This is a genomic window from Desulfatibacillum aliphaticivorans DSM 15576 (assembly GCF_000429905.1).
GTDB classification, from domain to species: Bacteria; Desulfobacterota; Desulfobacteria; order Desulfobacterales; family Desulfatibacillaceae; genus Desulfatibacillum; species Desulfatibacillum aliphaticivorans.
In genome coordinates, this window is record NZ_AUCT01000009.1 from 190,088 (window position 1) to 208,724 (window position 18,637).

At 55.9% G+C, this 18,637-nt stretch carries 15 protein-coding genes and 1 pseudogene; 7 read left to right on the plus strand and 9 right to left on the minus strand.

Annotated elements, in window-relative coordinates; all coding sequences use genetic code 11:
* Positions 1–13 precede the first annotated feature (13 nt).
* From G491_RS0110765 to pyrF, 5 genes are all read left to right on the plus strand, one after another.
* Positions 14–316: an FAD-dependent oxidoreductase gene (locus G491_RS0110765; protein WP_028314600.1), complete on the plus strand. Its 303-nt coding sequence runs from the start codon at positions 14–16 to the stop codon at positions 314–316.
* Between the two features lie 358 nt (positions 317–674).
* Entirely contained in the window at positions 675–1,700 is a 1,026-nt protein-coding gene (locus G491_RS33740) for a TRAP transporter substrate-binding protein (protein ID WP_028314601.1), read from the plus strand.
* 49 nt (positions 1,701–1,749) lie between these two features.
* A complete protein-coding gene (locus tag G491_RS33745) occupies positions 1,750–3,540 on the plus strand; it encodes an AMP-binding protein (RefSeq protein WP_051327177.1) in 1,791 nt (596 codons plus the stop codon).
* Between the two features lie 432 nt (positions 3,541–3,972).
* A complete protein-coding gene (locus G491_RS0110780; RefSeq protein ID WP_028314602.1) occupies positions 3,973–4,542 on the plus strand; it encodes a plasmid pRiA4b ORF-3 family protein in 570 nt (189 codons plus the stop codon).
* A gap of 61 nt (positions 4,543–4,603) precedes the next feature.
* Positions 4,604–5,284, plus strand: a complete 681-nt coding sequence (pyrF, locus tag G491_RS0110785; RefSeq protein WP_028314603.1) for an orotidine-5'-phosphate decarboxylase — start codon at positions 4,604–4,606, stop codon at positions 5,282–5,284.
* 523 nt (positions 5,285–5,807) lie between these two features.
* Here the strand turns inward: pyrF and G491_RS0110795 are convergent.
* The 9 genes from G491_RS0110795 to G491_RS0110835 form a co-directional block, all read right to left on the minus strand.
* On the minus strand, positions 5,808–7,025 hold the full coding sequence (locus tag G491_RS0110795; protein WP_028314604.1) for an aspartate kinase: 1,218 nt from the start codon (positions 7,023–7,025) through the stop codon (positions 5,808–5,810).
* A gap of 19 nt (positions 7,026–7,044) precedes the next feature.
* A complete protein-coding gene (gene tsaE, locus G491_RS0110800; protein WP_028314605.1) occupies positions 7,045–7,524 on the minus strand; it encodes a tRNA (adenosine(37)-N6)-threonylcarbamoyltransferase complex ATPase subunit type 1 TsaE in 480 nt (159 codons plus the stop codon).
* A complete protein-coding gene (locus G491_RS0110805; RefSeq protein WP_028314606.1) occupies positions 7,517–9,067 on the minus strand; it encodes a bifunctional ADP-dependent NAD(P)H-hydrate dehydratase/NAD(P)H-hydrate epimerase in 1,551 nt (516 codons plus the stop codon). The genes tsaE and G491_RS0110805 overlap by 8 nt, the downstream gene beginning before the upstream one ends.
* 75 nt (positions 9,068–9,142) lie before the next feature.
* A complete protein-coding gene (locus G491_RS0110810) occupies positions 9,143–9,850 on the minus strand; it encodes a pyridoxine 5'-phosphate synthase (protein WP_015948074.1) in 708 nt (235 codons plus the stop codon).
* A gap of 13 nt (positions 9,851–9,863) precedes the next feature.
* A complete protein-coding gene (gene ybeY / locus G491_RS0110815) occupies positions 9,864–10,247 on the minus strand; it encodes an rRNA maturation RNase YbeY (RefSeq protein WP_169829421.1) in 384 nt (127 codons plus the stop codon).
* A complete protein-coding gene (locus tag G491_RS30355) occupies positions 10,201–12,630 on the minus strand; it encodes an HD family phosphohydrolase (RefSeq protein WP_035218458.1) in 2,430 nt (809 codons plus the stop codon). Before G491_RS30355 ends, ybeY begins: the two co-directional genes overlap by 47 nt.
* A 57-nt stretch (positions 12,631–12,687) precedes the next feature.
* Positions 12,688–13,695, minus strand: coding sequence for a PhoH family protein (locus G491_RS0110825; RefSeq protein ID WP_028314608.1), 1,008 nt, complete (start codon positions 13,693–13,695; stop codon positions 12,688–12,690).
* Between the two features lie 200 nt (positions 13,696–13,895).
* Entirely contained in the window at positions 13,896–14,606 is a 711-nt protein-coding gene (locus G491_RS0110830) for a class I SAM-dependent methyltransferase (protein WP_028314609.1), read from the minus strand.
* Entirely contained in the window at positions 14,593–15,870 is a 1,278-nt protein-coding gene (locus G491_RS0110835; RefSeq protein WP_015948069.1) for a glycosyltransferase family 4 protein, read from the minus strand. The genes G491_RS0110830 and G491_RS0110835 overlap by 14 nt, the downstream gene beginning before the upstream one ends.
* 349 nt (positions 15,871–16,219) lie before the next feature.
* Here G491_RS0110835 and G491_RS0110840 point away from each other — a divergent pair, with 349 nt between their 5' ends.
* Positions 16,220–18,028, plus strand: coding sequence for an acyl-CoA dehydrogenase (locus tag G491_RS0110840; protein WP_028314611.1), 1,809 nt, complete (start codon positions 16,220–16,222; stop codon positions 18,026–18,028).
* 76 nt (positions 18,029–18,104) lie between these two features.
* A pseudogene (locus tag G491_RS0110845) lies at positions 18,105–18,637 on the plus strand ((Fe-S)-binding protein); the annotation flags it as partial.

Consider the following 18,637-nt stretch of genomic DNA (forward strand, 5'->3'; position numbering starts at 1 on the left):
AAAGGAGAACGCCATGAAGGATGTTTCCATTTACGGGGCCGGGCTGGCCGGTTTGGTTGCGGCCATTAACTTAGCGCGGGAAGGTCTGAACGTAACGGTCTACGAACGAGAGGACGAGATCGGGGGATCCAAGGATCTGCACCCTTCCGTTCATTCCACGCCCATGCAGCCAAAAGAAACCTGGGACTACATAGGCGTCGATCTTTCCAGCCATTTTGTGAAAACCGACGCCTATTTTCAAATTGCCGCCGCTCTTCGTAATCCCCGTGGAGGGGGCGGCGGCGGGATGATTGCGGTAGTCTTGCAATCATCATGACGCATTCCCGGAAACGGGGACCCAGTGTCTTTCGGGGGTCAATGCGGGCTGAACGCCCCTTGGAAAATCAACGCTAAAAACCGTGAAAGCCAACTATTGAACTAGTTGGCAGAGCGGTCTTTCCTTTTACCGTGGTCCTGGAGCTTCCCAACGGGGAGCCTGCGTGTGAAGTCACGTTCGATTTTTATATGTATCGCAACAGGGAATAGTTTTCAGCAAGGATACGGCTCATTTTTATCATCCCCGTTTATTTCATGTGATTCCGGGGAGCGCGGCGGCGTTTTCGCCTTGGGCCGCCGCCGTTGATGGAATGCAAAAATATACCAGACTAATATTCCACAAGAAGTGAGGGGGAAAAATGAAAACAAAAGCGTGTTTCATCCTGGTTAGTTTGCTCATCGCCTTATCCTTTGGGGGCAGCGGCCCTTGCTTCGGCGCCGAAGGATGGAGCGAAACCTATAAAGTCGGCACCATCGCTCCAAAGGGCATTGCCTGGGCCTTGCAAATGGATAGGATCGTGTTTCCCGAGGTGGCCAAAGCGACGGACGGGAACCTGGTCATCAAAGTGTATTGGGGCGGCGTCATGGGGGACGACGAAGCCATCATCAAAAAAATGCGGATCGGCCAGCTCCACGGGGCGGGAATGTCCGGCTACGGCTGCACCCTGGCCATTCCTGAAATGGCGGTCATGCAATTGCCCTTTCTTTTTAACAACTGGCAGGAAGTGGACTACGTCAAAGAAAAAATGGCGCCCATCTTTGACGAAATCGCCAGGGATCACGACTACATGGTCATTGCGTACATTGACCAGGACTTTGACGTCTTTTTTTCGTCCAAATACGACATGACCAAGGTCGAGGATTTCGCCCAGGCCAAGATCATCTCCTGGAGCGGCGCCTTGGAGGGGGAAGTGCTGCAAGCCATCGGCGCCCATCCCATTCCGGTTTCCATGACCGAAGCGCCCACCTCCATCAGGCAGGGGATAGGGGACACCATCATCGCCCCCAAGGCCTGGGCCGTGGGAACTCAGCTATACAGCATCCTTAAATACGTCAGCCCGCTGAACATCCGGTATTCTCCCGCCGTCATGCTGCTGACCTGGGAGGCATATGAACAAATGCCCCAGGATTACCGCGACCGGTTTATGGCGGTCCGGCCCAAGATTATGCGGGATTTCTGCCTGGCCGCGCGCGAGGACAATGAGAAGTGCCTCAATGCATTGCTTGAATACGGGATTAAACAACGCGAAATGTCCCCGGAGGAAAAAGCCAAGCTCGAATCCATGGCGCACACGGTTTGGGAAGACCAAGCCGGCCAGCAATACCCCGCCGAACTCCTTGAGCAGATCCAGGACCATCTGGAAGAGTTTCGCAGCAACAAATAATTTTGTTGTAAAACCGATATAACCATCTTTTTTTGCAGGAGATTGCACGATGAAAAGGTTAGGACTGCTGGAGACGTCTCAGCTTGCCATTAAAGCTCCTTTCATACAACCGGCAAGATACCACGTAAGGCATGCGCTTCCCGCCATAGGCTACGGAACCGCGCTTAAGCTGCTTATGCCGGACAAACTTTGGAAACTGGCCGCTGCAGGGAAAGCCAATGCGGCGCCCATGCTTATACTCAATATGATGGACGTCAGGGGCGAACAGGAAGCCGTCGTCTCGGACGAAAAACGCCTGAAAACCAGGGATTTCAAAGACCGTTTTCTCAGAATCGCCAACTGGCTCATCCATTCCGGGATGCAGCCCAAAGACAAGGCCGCCGTGCTCATGCACAATTCCGCCGAAGTGCTGGAAACCCTGGTGGGCGCCTCCTTTGCAGGCTGCACCAGCCCCGGGCTGAACTGGCACCTGGCAGGTGAGGAACTGGCCAAAACCATCAACGTTTCCAAGCCTAAAACCGTTTTTGTAGGCGAGGATTTTGTGGATCGGGTGTTGGGGATAGCCGACCAAATCCCCTCGGTGAAGAATTTTGTGGCCGTGGGCGCCAAGGTTCCCAAAGGCTGGATTCCTTACGAAGAGGCGGCGACATTCTCCCGGAACGCCATGCCTTCCGGCCGATTCATATTCGGCGCAGCGCCTTATACTTCCGGAACCACCGGCGTGCCGAAAAACGTTAACCTGAACGACGGCCTCAGCTACCTGTTCGACGACACGGCCCCCGCTCCCAACGCGGAACTCATGGAGTATTTCGAGCTTTTGTTCTGCATGTTGAACGCCGGATTTCACCTGAACATGCACAAGATTAAAGATTTGCGCTCCCTGGTCATCACGCCCATGTACCACGCCGGAACCATTGCAGCCCTGTTTCCCGTCTTGTACGGCGGAACCCTGGTGCTGGAGTCCAAATTCGACCCGGAGCAGGTTTTGGCGACCATGCAAAAGGAGCGCATTTCGTGGACTTTTATGGTCCCCACCATGTTGAGCAGAATTCTGAATCTTCCTGACGAGGTGAAGCGTAAATACGATCTCTCGTCCATGCGCTCCCTGATTTCCGGCGCCGCGCCGTGCTCCCCGGAAATCAAGACCGGAATCAACGAACTCTTCATGCAGCAGGGCGCTCCCGGACCCGTGTTTCACGAGTACTACGGCTCCACCGAAACCATGATGGTTTCCGTGCTCAGGCCCGGCGATTACAACAATCGCCCCGAGCGCCTGAAAAGCGTGGGCAAACCCCGGTGCGGGGAAGTCTGCCTGGTGGACCCGCTAACCGAGCAGGCCGTGAGCAACGGCGAACAGGGCTCCATCTGCGCCCGCACCGTCAGCACCCTGGGGCTTTCATACGGAACCGACAGCAGCCTGCTGGACGACGCCTACGTTACCATCAACGGCAAGCTCTACTACAAGGACGGCCTCATGGGATACCAGGATAAGGACGGCTTCCTGTATCTTACGGACCGGATCAAGGACATGGTGATTTCCGGCGGCGTGAACGTCTTTCCCGGAGAGGTGGAAAAAGCCCTGGCCGCCCATCCGGCCGTGGACGACGTGGCCGTTTTCGGCGTGCCGGATCAGGATCTTGGGGAGGTCATGCGGGCTGAAATCCAATTAATGCCGGGCGCGGAAATGACCGAGGAGGAAGCCTTCGCCCATTGCAAGGCCCAGGGCCTGTTCGGCTATAAAATGCCGCGATACGTGGGCTTTATGGAAAAACTGCCCCGCCGCATCGACGGCAAGATGATCAAGAGGGCGTTGAAGGAAAAATACTGGCCTGCTTCTTAAATATTAATTTTTGTTACAATAGCTTGTCTGCGCGGGATGGAATTTTTGGGTTTCATCCCGCATTTATTTCTGCTTCATATCCGAGAAATTTTTCAAAGGGCTTTTTACAAGAACCCCAAAAAGGAAGGGGGGGGCTGTCTGAGGGGTAGACAGCCCCGCTGTTTGGTGAGTGTGGAGTGGTTAGAGGTGAATCCTATTCCGTCAAACGAGGTCGGTGTTCATGAGGCGGAACGCCGGCAGTAGGCGCCGGTTGCAAAAGGTATGTGATTCTATGCTTTCACACTCTGAAATTATGGTCGCCCCTGACATTTTTTCGGTTACAAAAAATATTTAAAAAAGTTTTTTCAACGAGGCTTGCAACCAAGGGCGGTTCTGTGTATTACAGAATTCGACGCATATGTGCATCACTATTAGCATTGGGAAAGAAGGGATATGCCTCAGCGAAAGAAAATCCTGCCTCTTAAACAGGTCTACCAAATCAAGGTCTCATTGAAAAACATCCGTCCCCCCATATGGAGGCGGCTGTTGGTCACCAGCGATACTACCCTGCCGCGATTTCACATGATCATCCAAAATGCCATGGGATGGCAAAACGGACACGACCATGTTTTTGAAATTGAAAAAATGGAGTTTGGCGTCAACGACCCTTACGACCCCACGTCGCCCAAGGACGAGACCAAAATACGCCTCTCCAAGATCGTGAACCGGGAAGGCCAGCGCTTTAAGTACATCTACGATTACGGCGATTACTGGGAGCACGAAGTGCTTGTGGAAAAGATTCTGCCCCTGGAAAAAGGCGAGTCCTATCCCCAGTGCATCAAGGGCAAACGCGCTTGCCCGCCGGAAGACGTGGGCGGCCCTCCCGGGTATCAGGACTTGCTGGAAGCTCTGGAAAGCCCGGAGGAGACGGATAACGTGGAACTCCTGGACATCGTGGAAGATGACTGGGACCCGGACCACTTTGACCTTTCGGAAGCCAATGAAATGCTGACGGCCGTGTAATTCGCACGGCGCCGCGTTAGAAATTTTTTGCATCCAACCATGGACCAATCAGGGAGAAGCCATGATTGAACCCAAGGACCGCATTATTTTCGCCCTGGACGTGCCTTCTTTGGACCAGGCGTCCCATTACGCCAAGCTATTGGCTCCCCATATAGGCATGTTCAAGGTGGGCCTGGAGCTTTTCGCGGCCGAGGGGCCGTCCGTGGTCAAGGAAGTCCTCAACGCCGGAAACCGCGTATTTCTGGATTTGAAGCTCCACGACATCCCCAAGACCGTGGAACGCGCCATGTCCGTTCTGGCGGGCCTTGGCGTCAGCCTGGCCACCGTGCATACCACCGGCGGCCCGGATATGCTTAAAGCGGCCGTGGAGGGCGCTCAGGGCAAGCTGGGGGTGCTGGGCGTGACCGTGCTCACCAGCGAAGGCGGAAATCCCCAAACCATTTCGGACAGGGTTCTTAGGCGGGCCGAGACGGCCAAGGAAGCCGGATGCGCCGGCGTGGTGTGCTCGGGCCTGGAAGCCGCCAAGGTGCGCCAGGCCGTGGGCGAGGATTTTTTCATCGTCACCCCGGGAATCCGCATGGCCGACGACAATTCCAAGGACGACCAGAAGCGCGTGGTCACCCCGGGCCTGGCCGTCCGGTCCGGCGCCAGCCATATTGTGGTGGGCCGGCCCATCCGGGACGCCGCCGATCCGGTCCAGGCCGCAAAGGCCATGGCGCTTGATATTGAGAAAGCGGGTTAGTTCGTTTCGAACCCGATTTCCATCCAACCGAAGCGCTTTCTTAACCTTGATGCTTTTCAGGCCTTATCATCAAAGACACTGGGTCCCCGTTTCCGGGAGTGCTTCTGATGATTGCAAAAAAGCCGCAATCATCCCGCCGCCTCCCTGCACGGGGATGACGGAGAGCGGAGGCTATTGCAGGCAGCAGGTCTTGGATGCATTGCCTTTTTTCAGATGGAAGGCAGCAGCCTCCTTTTTTAAGCATTCCAGAGCCCCAACCATCCGTCATTCCTGCGAACGCAGGAATCCAGCGTCATTATGCTTTTACGCCCGAAAGACGCATACGGCCTTCGAACTTCCTCAGCCTTATCAGCCCGTCATCCCCGCAAGGGCGATCCGCTTTTCAGGATCGGCCGCAAGCGGGGACCCAGCGTCTTCTCTTCACAATTCCATAGGGGTGTGTATGCAACCGAGAAACAAAAAAGGGGAAGACGCCCCATGAAAGCGCGTCTTCCCCTTTGTCTTTTTTTATGCCCTGGCGGATTTAATCCGCGTCCAGGCCGAATTCCGTGTGCAGGATCTGGCAGGCCAGCTCTGCGTATTTTTCCTCCACCACGCAGGAAATGCGGATTTCGGAGGTGGAAATCATCATGATGTTGATGCTTTTGGCAGCCAGGGTGGAGAACATCTTGGCGGCCACGCCGTGGTGGGACTTCATGCCCACGCCGGTCACAGAGACCTTGGCGATGTTGGCGTCTCCGGCCACGGATTCCGCGCCGATTTCCTTGGCGATTTTTTCCACGATGACCAGGGCGTCCTTGTAATCGGTCTTGGGCACCGTAAAGGTGATGTCCGTCATGTTGCTGGCCCGGGTGTTCTGGATAATCATATCCACGGAAATGCCGGCGTCCGCCACGGCGGAAAAGACTTTGGCGGCCACGCCGGGTTCGTCCGGGACCTTGGTTACGGTGATCCTGGCATCCGTCTTTACAAAGGTGACGCCGGCCACCAGCATGCGTTCCATATCTCTATCTTCACAGACTATCATGGTCCCTTCCTCCTCATTAAATGACGAACGCACATGCACAGGCACATTGTGCTTGGCCGCAAATTCCACGGAGCGGATTTGCAGCACCTTGGCCCCCAGGCTGGACATTTCCAGCATGACGTCATGGGTCACGCACTTGAGCTTGCGCGCCTTGGAGACCACGCGGGGATCGGCGGTGTATACCCCGTCCACGTCCGTATAAATTTCGCACGAATCCGCTCCCAGGGCGGCGGCTACGGCCACTGCCGAGGTGTCGGAGCCTCCCCGGCCCAGGGTGGTTATGTTGCCGCAGCCGTCCACTCCCTGGAATCCGGCCACGACCACGATGGCGTTGTCCGCCAGGGCGTCCTTGATGGGGTCCGCCTGGACGTCCAGGATTCTGGCGCTTTGAGCCGCGTTATTGGTCAGGATGCGAACCTGATGGCCCAAAAAGGATTGGGCTTTGTATCCCATTTTTTCCAGGGCTATGGCGAGCAGCGCCACCGTGGTTTGCTCTCCGGTGGCCAGCAAAACGTCCATTTCCCGTTTATTGGGCTTGTCGGAAAGAACCTCGGCCATTTGAATCAGATGGTCCGTCACGCCGCTCATGGCGGACAAAACCACCACCACCTGATTGCCCGCATCATAGGTTTTGGCTACGCGTTTCGCCACCTCCTGAATGCGGACCAGGTCTCCCACTGACGTTCCGCCGTATTTTTGTACTATTAAACCCATGCTTTACCTCGCATTGAAGTCAAAATTTAAAGATTAAGCCCTTTATCAGATTAACCATTGGTTGTCCAGTGGGGTGGAGGAAGATTTTCCTTTTCATCTCCTCAATGGCCGAAATATGGATGAACAGGTCCGGTTTCAGGTCCTCAAAGTCGGACCGGTCCGCCCATTCCACCACAACCACGCTCTGATCGTCCGCCAGGTCAAACAGGCCGATGTCCTCCAGGTCCGCGTCGCCGGTCAGCCGGTACAGGTCGGCGTGCTGAAGCGTCAGACGGGCCGGGTATTCGTTCACAAGGGTGTAAGATGGGCTGGTAATGGGTACGTCTTCAGGAACGCCAAGGCCCCTTGCCAATCCCTGGACAAAGCAGGTCTTGCCTGCTCCCAGGTCTCCCACAAGGGCGATGACGCAGCCTTTCTCCAAGGCTTTTCCAAGCTGCCTCCCCAATGCCTGAGTCTGGGAGGCTGTGTTCGTCTCAAAAGTACGGGAATACTCAGGCATTCTTCCAAACTCCGGCCAGGGCCTTGGGAACCATGCTCATGACGTCCGTGGCAAGGTATCCGGCCGGGGCGATGTTCTCGGCAATCAGGTCGGCTGCAGCGCCGTGGACGAAAACGCCCAGCCTGGTGGAGCGCTCCGGCCCCAGGCCTTGCGCCAGAAATGCGCCGATCAGGCCCGTGAGCACGTCGCCCATGCCGCCGGAAGCCATGCCCGGATTGCCTGTGGGATTGATGCACACCAAGCCGTCCGGGTGCGCAACCACGGTGTTGGCGCCTTTCAAGACCACATGCACCTGGTTCTTTACCGCGAACTCCCGGGCGACCTCGGTCCGGTTCTCCTGGATTCCCTTTGTGCTCAGGCCGGTCAGCCGGGCCATTTCTCCAGGATGAGGCGTGAGGATAACAGGGGAGGGCGCCCTTTTAAGAAGCGTCGGATTTTGGGCTATCAGATTCAGGGCGTCGGCGTCCGCAACCATGGGAACGGGGCATTCCAGAAGCAGGGCTTGCATGAGCTTGCCGGTTTCCTCATGAGTTCCCAGGCCCGGCCCTATGGCCAGGGCGGATTTTCCCGCCAGCAGCTTTTTTATGGCTTCCCGGGCGCTGAGGGCTATCTCGCCGCTCTGGGTCTCCGCTAAGGGCGTGGTCATGGCTTCGATGACCAAACCCTCCAGAATCGGGCACAGGCTTTGAGGCGCGGCCAGGGTCACCAAACCCGCGCCCGCCCGCATGGCGCTCATGGAGGCCATGGCCGCCGCGCCCGTTTTGCCCGGAGATCCGGCAATCACCAGCAGGCGGCCCAGGTCTCCCTTATGGATGTGTTTGGGGCGATCCAGGGCCGGCCCCAGCAATTGGGGGGAAATCAGCCTATGCGCCGCGCCCACCGCCTTGGCAATGGATTTGGGAATGCCGATGTCCACCACGTGGAGCTTGCCGGTCAAGCCCGAACCGGGCATGACCATATGCCCTACCTTGGCGAATCCGAAGGTGGCCGTGGCGTCCGCCTGGATGCACAAGCCGCACCGGCCGCTGTCCGCAAACAGGCCCGAGGCGATGTCCACGGCGAAAACAAAGGCGTTGGAATCGTTAATTATCTGAATGACTTCGCCGTACAGGCCCCGGACCGGCGTGGAAAGCCCGGTGCCTAAAATCGCGTCCACCCACACCCCAAAGCCCTGCATGGCGTGTTGATGCTCGCGGAGAGACTCCTTGTCCGTGATTTCCACCAGGGGCAGGCCCATTTTTTGGACCAAATCCAGATTCGCCTTGGCGTCCCCGGTCAGGTCGCCGGTTTTGCAAAGCAGATAGGCCACTACGTGCACGCCGCGCTCGGCAAGGCAGCGGGCGATGACAAATCCGTCCCCGCCGTTATTGCCTTTACCGCAGGCGACACCCACCTTTTGGGTCCTGATGTCCTGCACGTGCGAGCAAAGAATATCCGTGGCGCCTCGCCCGGCGTTTTCCATTAAAACGCGTCCGGGAATGCCGAATTCCTCTATGGTGCGGCGGTCCATCTCCCGCATTTCTTCCGCTGTTACCAGATACACGATGTCGCCTCCGAGAGCATGTCGCAAAATTCAACGATTGAGATTGGCGAATAAAATCTGAAAACCAGCCTCGAATTAAACCTGACGGGCCAAAGCCATCATTTCCTTGACTGCGGCGTCCAGGCCGATGAACACGGCCCGGCTTACGATGGAATGGCCGATGGAAAACTCCTGGATTTCCTTGACGCCCACAAAATCCTGGATGGAGCGAAAGTCAATGCCGTGTCCGGCGTGGACTTCCATGCCCACTTTCCGGGCGAGGCGCGCCGCTTCCTGGATGGCCGCCATGGCCTTGGGAGAGCGGGATTCGCAAAAATCTCCGGTGTGCAGCTCCACCACGTCGGCGCCGGCTTTATGGGCGGCCTTGATTTGATTCAGATCCGGGTCCACAAACAGGCTGACTTTAATTCCGCCCGCCTGCAAGGTCTTTATGGCGTCTGCCACCGAATCCTTGTGCATAACCACGTCCAGGCCGCCTTCGGTAGTCACTTCCTCGCGTTTTTCAGGCACCAGGGTGGCCTGATGCGGCCGGACTTCCAGGGCGATGCCGATCATTTCAGGCGTGGCCGCCATTTCAAGAATCAACTTGCTTTGAACAATCTGGCGGATGATTCTGACGTCCCGATCCTGGATGTGACGCCGGTCTTCTCGTAAATGAACCACCACTCCGTCAGCCCCGGCCAATTCCACCAAAACGGCCGCAGCCACAGGGTCCGGATAATCCACGCCCCTGGCTTGCCTTAAAGTTGCAACATGGTCCACATTGACTGCCAAACCCGCCATTGCTTATCCCTTTCTATATATTTTTGAATTGTTCAAACAGTTCCGCTTCTTTGGCCTGCATCAAAGCTGTTTCCTCCGGCTCCGCATGGTCGTGGCCGACCAGATGCAAAATTCCGTGGATCAACAATTCCAGAGCCCGGGTGTACAAGTCCACGCCTGCGTCCTCAGCCTCTTTGGCTGCGACGTCCGTGCATATTACAACGTCCCCGATGATTTCCGGATTGATCTCATTGAACGGCCCTTCCGTCATGGGAAAGGCGAGCACGTTGGTGGGGCCTTGTTTGCCGACGTATTCCTCGTGGAGCTCCGCCATGCGGCCGCCGTCCACGATCAGGACCGAGAGTTCGGAGTCAGGACAGCCCAAGGCGTTTAAGACTGCCTGTGCCGCCGTTTCCATTCTGGGGAGGTTTATCTCCATTTTTTGCTGATTGTCCGTTAGCACCGGCATTGGCTTTTTTTCCTTCCCCCTTAGAGGCGGATTCTATGTACTCCACCCTATGGTGGTATATTCCGGATAAAATTTGATTGAAGCTCTTGGCTATCTGATGCAAATCCTTCAAGGTCAGTTCGCATTCGTCCAACTGTCCGTCGGAAAACACATTGTTGATCAACCTTTGCACCAGCCCCTGAATTCGGGCCGGCGTGGGGTTTTCCAAGGTTCTGGAGGCGGCTTCCACAATGTCGGCAAGCATGACCAGGCCCGCTTCCTTGGTCTGGGGCCTGGGGCCGGGATAGCGAAAATCCGCCTCGCTCACGTTTTCTTCGCCCCTAAGCTGCTTGGCTTTTTCGAAAAAATAGCTGATTTTGCTGGTTCCGTGATGCTGCTGAATCGTGTCTGAAATGGCTTTGCCCAGCTTGTACCGGGCTGCCATTTCCACGCCGTCCCTAACATGGGCGATGAGGATCAGGCTGGACATGGAAGGCGCCAGCTTGTCGTGACGGTTTTTGCCGCCCATCTGGTTTTCTATGAAATACAGCGGCTTGTTGATTTTTCCGATGTCGTGGTAATACCCGCAAACCCGGGCCAGAAGCGGATTGGCGCCAATGGCCGTGGCTGCGGCTTCCACCAGACTGCCCACCAGCATGCTATGGTGATAGGTGCCCGGCGCTTCCAGCATGAGCCTGCGCAGGACGGGTTTGTCCAGATTGGCCAGCTCCAGCAGTTTGATGTCCGTGGCGAAGCCGAAGGAAACCTCCACCAAAGGCACGATGCCCGCCGTCAGCACTCCCGCTCCCATGCCGCCGATAAAAGCCATGGACATGTCAATGACCAGAGGCTTTACCGCGGGAGCGCCCGTATAAAGATACAAAGCCGCCACCAGTCCGACGTTCAGCAGCCCGACCTTGGCGCCCGCCTTGATGAAGACGTTGCGCTCCCGGCATTCCTTGGTCCAATAGGCTCCCAGGGTGGAGTTTAAAAAGAAGTATATCCAGGATTCAAAGGGCTTGGCGAACAGGGCCGAGGCGAAAAAGCCCATGGCGATGGCGAAGGGAAGGGCCACGTCCAGGCCCAGGAACAGGCACAGGATCATGGACCCGGCCGCCAGCGGCGCTGCAAAAATGGCCGGAGAGGAAAACGGGGCCGTCCCGGACTCATGGGGAAAAACCGCGGACATGCTTAAGAACAAACGGGCGACCACAAAAAAGCTGAGCAGCACCAGGCATATAAACAGGAACTCCCGGCCTTTTTGCTCCTGCTCCCGGTTGGAAGGCCGCAAATAAACCAGATGAAAGGCGATGAGGAAGAAAAGCACGATAAATCCCATGCCAATGCCCCGGATTACGGTGCGTTGATCGCCTTCCTGCTTGTTCAGGGCGTTGAGCTTTTTAACGTGCTCCGCCGTGACCTTATCGCCGTCCCGCAAAAGCATTTCCCCGGCCTTGATGATGTAATGCGCCTCGGTGACGGCCTCTCTGGCCTCCTGCTTGCGCGCCAGGGTTTCCTGCATGTTCAGGGTGATGTTGGGCTTGATCAGCTTTTGGCAAAGCTCGACGACCAGGTTGATCAGATTCGGGTTGAAGTCCTTGAGAATGGGATCGCCCACAACGCGGACCATGGTGCGGGCTTGTGCGTAGCTGTAAAACTGCTTAAGGCTTTGGACGTAAGCTTCGTTTTTGGATTGCAGGCCCCGAAGCATAATGCCCCGGTTGGCTTCCTCCAGCAGAATTTCCTTGTTGGCCACCACGCCGTTCGCCAGAATCTGGCTGGCTATTTGCGAGATGTGGTTTTCAAGGTTGTGGGAGAAACCGTCCTTAACCAATAGTTGGTAGTTTTCGTCCGTAAGCTCTATGCCCAGCATTTGCTCGAAGGCGGCCTTGTTGTCCGCCAGGACGTCGGGAAGCGGGCGGATGGCCGGCCGGACGGCTTGGGATGCGTCCTGCCCTTCCGTCTCTTGGGACTGGCTGGCTTTCGCAGCCTCCTCCAAAGCCTTGGCGTGATCCGCAATGATTTTACGGGACCCTTCAAAAGCCGCATGCAATTTTTGGATGATTGCATCCCGCATGGCTTCGTCGCGGTCGTAGACCGTCAAAACCGCTTCTGCCGCCTTGCGCCTGTTTTCTTCCGTGGTTTCCGCATCTTCAACAAAAAGGTCCCTGGGCGCCTTGATGTTCTTGGCTGCAATATCCCCGACTTTGTAGGTTCGCGAATTCACCACCAGACTGGGGTAAATCAGCAGAGTGATCAGCACTGCAACCAAAGCCAGCACCCAAAAAACCAGGGAGTTGCTATACGGAGAAATACGGCCCTGAATTCGTTTTGTTAGCCTAGAGAAAAACATGACCTCCTCAACAAAACGCCGGCCTTAAAAAACTCTGGCAAGCCGGCTTTCCTGCTGTTAGCGGCGCACTGGTTTTTCAGCCGCCTTTGTGGCTTCGTGCTTTTCATAAGCCTGGATGATGTCGCACACCAAGCGGTGGCGAACCACATCCCGTTTTCCAAAATATACGAAATCGATCCCGTTTATCCCCTGGAGCAGTCCTTTGACCTCCACCAGGCCCGAACCCTTGGAGTTAGGCAGGTCGATCTGGGTGATGTCCCCGGTAATCACCGCTTTGGAGTGATATCCAATCCGGGTGAGGAACATCTTCATCTGCTCCGAGGTGGTGTTTTGAGCCTCGTCCAGCACAATAAACGAGTCGTTTAACGTGCGGCCCCTCATGAACGCAAGCGGCGCCACTTCAATGACCCCTTTTTCCATCCAGGCTCCGGCTTTTTCAAAGGGAATCATGTCATGAAGCGCATCATACAACGGACGCAGGTAAGGATTCACCTTTTGGGCCAGATCTCCGGGCAAAAAGCCGAGGGCCTCCCCGGCTTCCACCGCCGGACGGGTGAGGACGATCCGGTTCACCTGGCCTTTGGACAAAGCCGATACAGCCATGGCCATGGCCAAATAGGTCTTGCCCGTGCCCGCCGGTCCAACGCCGAAGACGATGTCCGAACGCCTGATGGCCTCTATGTAATCCTTTTGAGCCCGGCTTTTGGGGGTGATGGATCGCTTCTTGGACGTGATATAAACCGTGTCCAGAAAGATGTCCTTGAGCTTCTGGCGATGATCCGTGGATAAAATCCTGACTGCGTGATCCACGTCCGTGTCGTAAATGGGATAGCCTTTGCGAATAAGCCCGTAAAGCTGCCTGAGGACATTCTCCGCCAGTTCAACGGCGATGGGGTCGCCCTGTATGGTGGCCTGATTGCCCCTGGCGTTTATGCGAACCTCCAGGGCCTGGCCTATGCGGATAAGGTGGCTGTTGTGCTGGCCAAAAAGCTGCCTGGCGCAATCGTTTTCGTCGAATTCCAGGACGCTTTCCCGCCTATTTTGTTCTGTTTCCAATGTTTCCATAATTTTAAACTTCCGCTTGCTATTTGCAAGTATGGGGCCGGGCCGATCTTTATGAAGAAGTTAGAAAGCCGCCGGCCGCCAACCTCCTCTTTTCAGAAGTTGGACCCAATATCATACCACCCTGAAAAAGGGAATGCAAACATCTCTTTTGCTTTTGATAAACAGTAAATATTCAGTAGAGTTAAGGGGCAAGATTTTTGTCAAGGGCGGGTGAAATAATACACGCAGCTTTTTCCGATAAACGGGTTGAGCAGTTTGTCCAATGCACGGGTAAGCCACGGTTTTTTCATGATATCCCAGACGAGAAACCGATGGTATAGCCGGACCGCGCGGGCGTCCTCGTTGTCCAGACTCATGGCGCATTTAAGCCACCAATAGGGGGTGTGGAGCGAATGGGCGAAATGGCCGCCCCGGTATTTCATCCCCACGCCCTCGATGAGTTTAAGCAGGGACTTGCGGGTGTATATGCGAATGTGCCCGCCTGGAGTATTGTAATATTGCTCCGAAAGAGTCCAGCAGATCACTTCCGGCGTGTACCTGGGCACGCTCACCGCCAGCACTCCGGTGGGCTTTAGCACCCGCACCAGTTCGGCGGCGGCCTTTTTGTTATTGGGGATGTGCTCCAAAACCTCCGAGCAGATGACCGCGTCGAAAAAATCGTTTTCAAACGGAAGGCAAGTGCAGTCCCCGGAAAAAACCTGCCACGTTCCTCCGCCGCCCATGCCGGCGTCGTCCATGGCGCAAAGCATGCCGCGGGTTTGGGCCACGTCGCTGGGGTTGAGATCCAGGCCCACGGCCGTGATTCCGGGCTGGCAATAGGCCTCGCAGGTATGGCGGCCCTGGCCGCAGCCCACGTCCAGAATCCTGCTTCCCGGCTTCAACTTGAGGCGCTTGAAATCAACGGTAATCACTGATCGCCTCGCGGTACACGTCGGCAGTCTGTTCTGCGGCGTTTTTCCAGGTGAAAAGTTTGTGAACCCGGTCGTATCCGGCCTTGCCGTAAGCCTCGGCCTTTTGGGGATTGTCCAACAGATCTATGATGGCTTTTTCAAGCGCCAGGGGGTCGGCGGGCGGAACCAGAACCCCGGCGTCTCCCACCACCTCGGGCAGCGCGCCGCCGGTGGTGCTGATGACCGGCAGGCCGCAGGCCATGGCCTCTCCGGCGGGAAGCCCGAAGCCCTCGTAAACCGAGGGGACCACGGCAATGGCGGCCCGGGAGAACTGCCTCACAAAGGCGTCGTCGTCCAGGCGGCCGGTGAAGTTTACGATGTCCCCAATGCCCAGTTCGCGCACCAGCTTGACAATGCCGCCGTGCTTTTTGGGCGCTCCTATTACAGTAAGGGTTACATCCCTTTTCTTACGAACCTCATGCACCGCTTTAAGCAGGTGGTACAGCCCCTTGAGCGGCGTGTCCGCGCTGTTAGTCACCAACAGACGGTTTTTTTCCCGCTTTACTCCGTGCATGGGCCTGAAGTGATTGGTGTCAATCCCGTTGGGAACCACCTTGATCTTCTTGGGCCAGACCGGAAACTCCTGGGAGATGTCCTTTTTGCTGGCTTCAGAAACCGTAACCACCCGGGTCATGTGCCGGGATACCCGCTTTTGCATGTCAATGAACGAATACCAGCGATGGATTTTCAGCTTTTTGAAGGGAGAACGCACGGATTGGACGGCCACGTCCCGATCAACCGTAATGGGGTGATGAATAGTAGCCACCGCCGGTAAAAAACGGGTGGCGCCCCATATTCCGTAAGAAAGGCATTGGTTGTCATGTATTACATCGTAATCATTGTGGAATTTAGACAAAAACATATAAGCGCGCACGCCGAAAGTGAACGGCTCGGGATACCCCATGGTAGTCACGCCCATCCATTCGATGAAGTTGATGGGATCCATCAACTCGCCTACGCCGGGCATGCGAAAAGGATCTTCGGCGTTATACAGGTCCAGGTTCTGAAGCTTGTGCAATCCCACCCCATCCACCAATTCAGGGTAAGGAGGGCCCGAAACCACATCCACTTCATGGCCTATGGACTTTAACGCGGAGGAGAGATATTTGACATAAACCCCTTGTCCGCCGCAGTGTGGATTGCTTCGATAGCTAAGCAAGCAGACGCGCAAAGGGCGGTCTCCATGGATGGCTTCCAATTGGCTCTTAGTATGTTTTTTGCTCATTACGCCTTGGCTCTGGAAAATTAAACCGCGGGTCAATAGTGGAAAAACGGGCTACCATTTGCCTTGAACAAAAGCAACTTTTTTTTAACAAGTTTTGTTGGAATATACCATTTGTTCAAAAACACCCATTCCTGTAATTCACTTGTTTCATTGTCTATATTTTCGAAATAAAGCAAAATGAAATCCAGCGGTTGATGGAAAAAAGTCTTGCAAAATTCTAGTAATTGTGTAAACACACATCTGCTTAATACGCTAGGGTTATTAAGCAGAACTCTCGATCTATTTTGGTTGGGGGGCAGCTTGATTTTCATATATATTCAAATGGTTATACCATAAGGAGAGTGAAGGCATGGCACAGGTTTTATCTGACAGGCGGGATGTGCAGTTCGTACTCAACGAACAGCTGCAAATAGGGGATCTTTGCAAAAGCGAGCGCTACGGAGATCTCAACACCAAAACTTTTGACCTTTTCATGAACGAAGCCAGGGCTTTGGCCACCAAGGAACTGCTTCCCACCCGGGAAGAATCAGACCGCGTGGGCGCCACCTGGGACGACGGAAATGTGACCGTTCCTCCTTCCTTTCACAGGGCTTACAAACTGTTCCGCGAAGGGGAATGGCTGACCATCGCCGATGACATCGAGGTAGGCGGCCAGGGCATGCCCCAGGTGTTGGCTTTTGCCTCTCTGGAACTTTTCGCCGCAGCCAACATGGCTTTCTCCATTTACACCATGCTGGGCCACGGCGCCGGCAAGCTGATTGAAGTTTACGGCAGCGAACTGCAAAAGAAAATGTTCTTGGGCAAGGTCTACTCCGGCGAGTGGGGAGGCACCATGTGCCTGACCGAACCCGAAGCAGGCTCCGACGTGGGCGCCCTGACCACCACCGCCGTGAAGAACGAAGACGGCACCTACAACATCACGGGCAACAAGATTTTCATCAGCGCCGCTGACCACGACCTGGTGGATAATGTGGTCCATCCGGTTCTGGCCCGCATTGAAGGCGACCCAGCAGGGACCTCCGGCATCTCCATCTTCCTGGTCCCCAAATACTGGGTGAACGAAGACGGAACCACGGGCGATTACAACAACGTGTACGTGGATCGCATTGAAGAAAAAATGGGCATCCACGCTTCCGCCACCTGCTCCGTGCAGTTCGGCGCCAAGGGCCCCTGCCGCGGCCTGCTGCTGGGCGAAGAACGCAAGGGCATGCGCATCATGTTCCATATGATGAACGAAGAACGCCTGAACGTGGGCGTCCAGGGGTTGGGCAGCGCAAGCGCCGCTTTCCTGCTGGCTCTCAACTACGCTCGCGAGCGCGTACAGGGCAAGGAAATCCTCAAGTCCCGCGATCCCGAAGCCAAAGGCGCGACCATCATCAATCATCCCGACGTTCGCCGCATGCTCATCCAAATGAAGGCTTACGTGGAAGGCCTCAGGAGCCTCAACTACTACACCGGTTACTGCATGGACAAGGTTGTGACTTCCGAGAGCGACGAAGAAAAATCTTTGTATCAGGGCATTGTGGACCTGCTCACCCCCATCTGCAAGGGCTACACCACGGAAAAATCCGTGCTGGTATGCAACGACGCCATCCAGACCTACGGCGGCTACGGCTTCACCAAGGAATATCCCGTGGAGCAACTCGCCCGCGACACCAAGATTCTTACCATTTACGAAGGCACCACCGGCATTCAGGCCGCCGACCTTCTGGGCCGCAAACTCGGCATGCAGAAGGGCCAGGTTTTCATGAAGTTTCTTGAGCAGATCAACGCCACCATCGCCAAGGGCAAGGAACTGGAAGCCACCAAGGCGTTGGCCGAAAATCTGGAAAAAGCGGTCATCAAGTTTTCCGAGACCGCCATGTCCGTCGGCAAAGCCGCCGCTTCCGAAAAAGTGCTGGCCGCTTTCGGTCACGCCACGCCTTTCATGGAAGTCATGGGCGACATCGTCCTGGGTTGGATGCACCTGTGGAGAGCCACCGTGGCAGCCCCCATGGTGGAAAAAGGCAAAAAGGACCTTGCCTTCTACAAAGGGCAAATGGAAACCGCCCGCTACTTTATCAATGTCATGCTGCCCATCACCTTCGGCAAGATGGATTCCATTCTCGCCCTGGACGATGCAGCCGTAGCCATTGACGACGCTTCCTTCGGCGGATAACAGGCAACTTAGTCAGGCAACGCCGGGCCGTTCTGTTTTCAGGGCGGCCCGGTAACCATTTAATCGGAGATAACCAATGGAAACAACACACGAAGTCGTTGCCGCCGCGCCTGTGGAGCAGGTAGCGGGAGCAGCCCATGATCTGATCATCAACCTGCCTGCCCATTCCAGTTTTCTGGGCATTCCGGTATGGTTTTTCGCGCTGGTGATTCCGGCTGTGGCCATCGGCCTGTTCGCCTATATCATGGCCAATCGCATGAAGCCCCTGGTATTGGCCAACCCGGACTTCCGGTTCAACCAGATCCCCGAGCGGGTGTTCCGCCTTGTGAAGTTCGCCATCGGCCAGTGGCGCCAGCCCCGTTACATGACGGCGGGCCTGCTGCATATCTTCATCTTCGCCGGGTTCATGATTCTGTCCGTCAACTCCACCCGTCTGGTGATCTGGGGTCTGGCTCCCGACTTCCAGTTCCCCGGCCTGAACGGAATCGGCGGAACCATCTACCAGTTCATCAAGGAAATCGCAGCCACCCTGGTGCTTGTTTCCTGTATTATCGCAGCCATCCGCCGGGGCATCATCAAGCCCGCGCGCTACGCCGTGCCGCCCGCTCT

Coding starts and splice junctions, on each gene's coding strand:
- G491_RS0110765 (WP_028314600.1), top strand. CDS start 14: ATGAAGGATGTTTCCATTTACGGGGCCGGGCTGGCCGGTTTGGTTGCG.
- G491_RS33740 (WP_028314601.1), top strand. CDS start 675: ATGAAAACAAAAGCGTGTTTCATCCTGGTTAGTTTGCTCATCGCCTTA.
- G491_RS33745 (WP_051327177.1), top strand. CDS start 1,750: ATGAAAAGGTTAGGACTGCTGGAGACGTCTCAGCTTGCCATTAAAGCT.
- G491_RS0110780 (WP_028314602.1), top strand. CDS start 3,973: ATGCCTCAGCGAAAGAAAATCCTGCCTCTTAAACAGGTCTACCAAATC.
- pyrF (WP_028314603.1), top strand. CDS start 4,604: ATGATTGAACCCAAGGACCGCATTATTTTCGCCCTGGACGTGCCTTCT.
- G491_RS0110795 (WP_028314604.1), bottom strand. CDS start 7,025: ATGGGTTTAATAGTACAAAAATACGGCGGAACGTCAGTGGGAGACCTG.
- tsaE (WP_028314605.1), bottom strand. CDS start 7,524: ATGCCTGAGTATTCCCGTACTTTTGAGACGAACACAGCCTCCCAGACT.
- G491_RS0110810 (WP_015948074.1), bottom strand. CDS start 9,850: ATGGCGGGTTTGGCAGTCAATGTGGACCATGTTGCAACTTTAAGGCAA.
- ybeY (WP_169829421.1), bottom strand. CDS start 10,247: ATGGAAACGGCGGCACAGGCAGTCTTAAACGCCTTGGGCTGTCCTGAC.
- G491_RS30355 (WP_035218458.1), bottom strand. CDS start 12,630: ATGTTTTTCTCTAGGCTAACAAAACGAATTCAGGGCCGTATTTCTCCG.
- G491_RS0110825 (WP_028314608.1), bottom strand. CDS start 13,695: ATGGAAACATTGGAAACAGAACAAAATAGGCGGGAAAGCGTCCTGGAA.
- G491_RS0110835 (WP_015948069.1), bottom strand. CDS start 15,870: ATGAGCAAAAAACATACTAAGAGCCAATTGGAAGCCATCCATGGAGAC.
- G491_RS0110840 (WP_028314611.1), top strand. CDS start 16,220: ATGGCACAGGTTTTATCTGACAGGCGGGATGTGCAGTTCGTACTCAAC.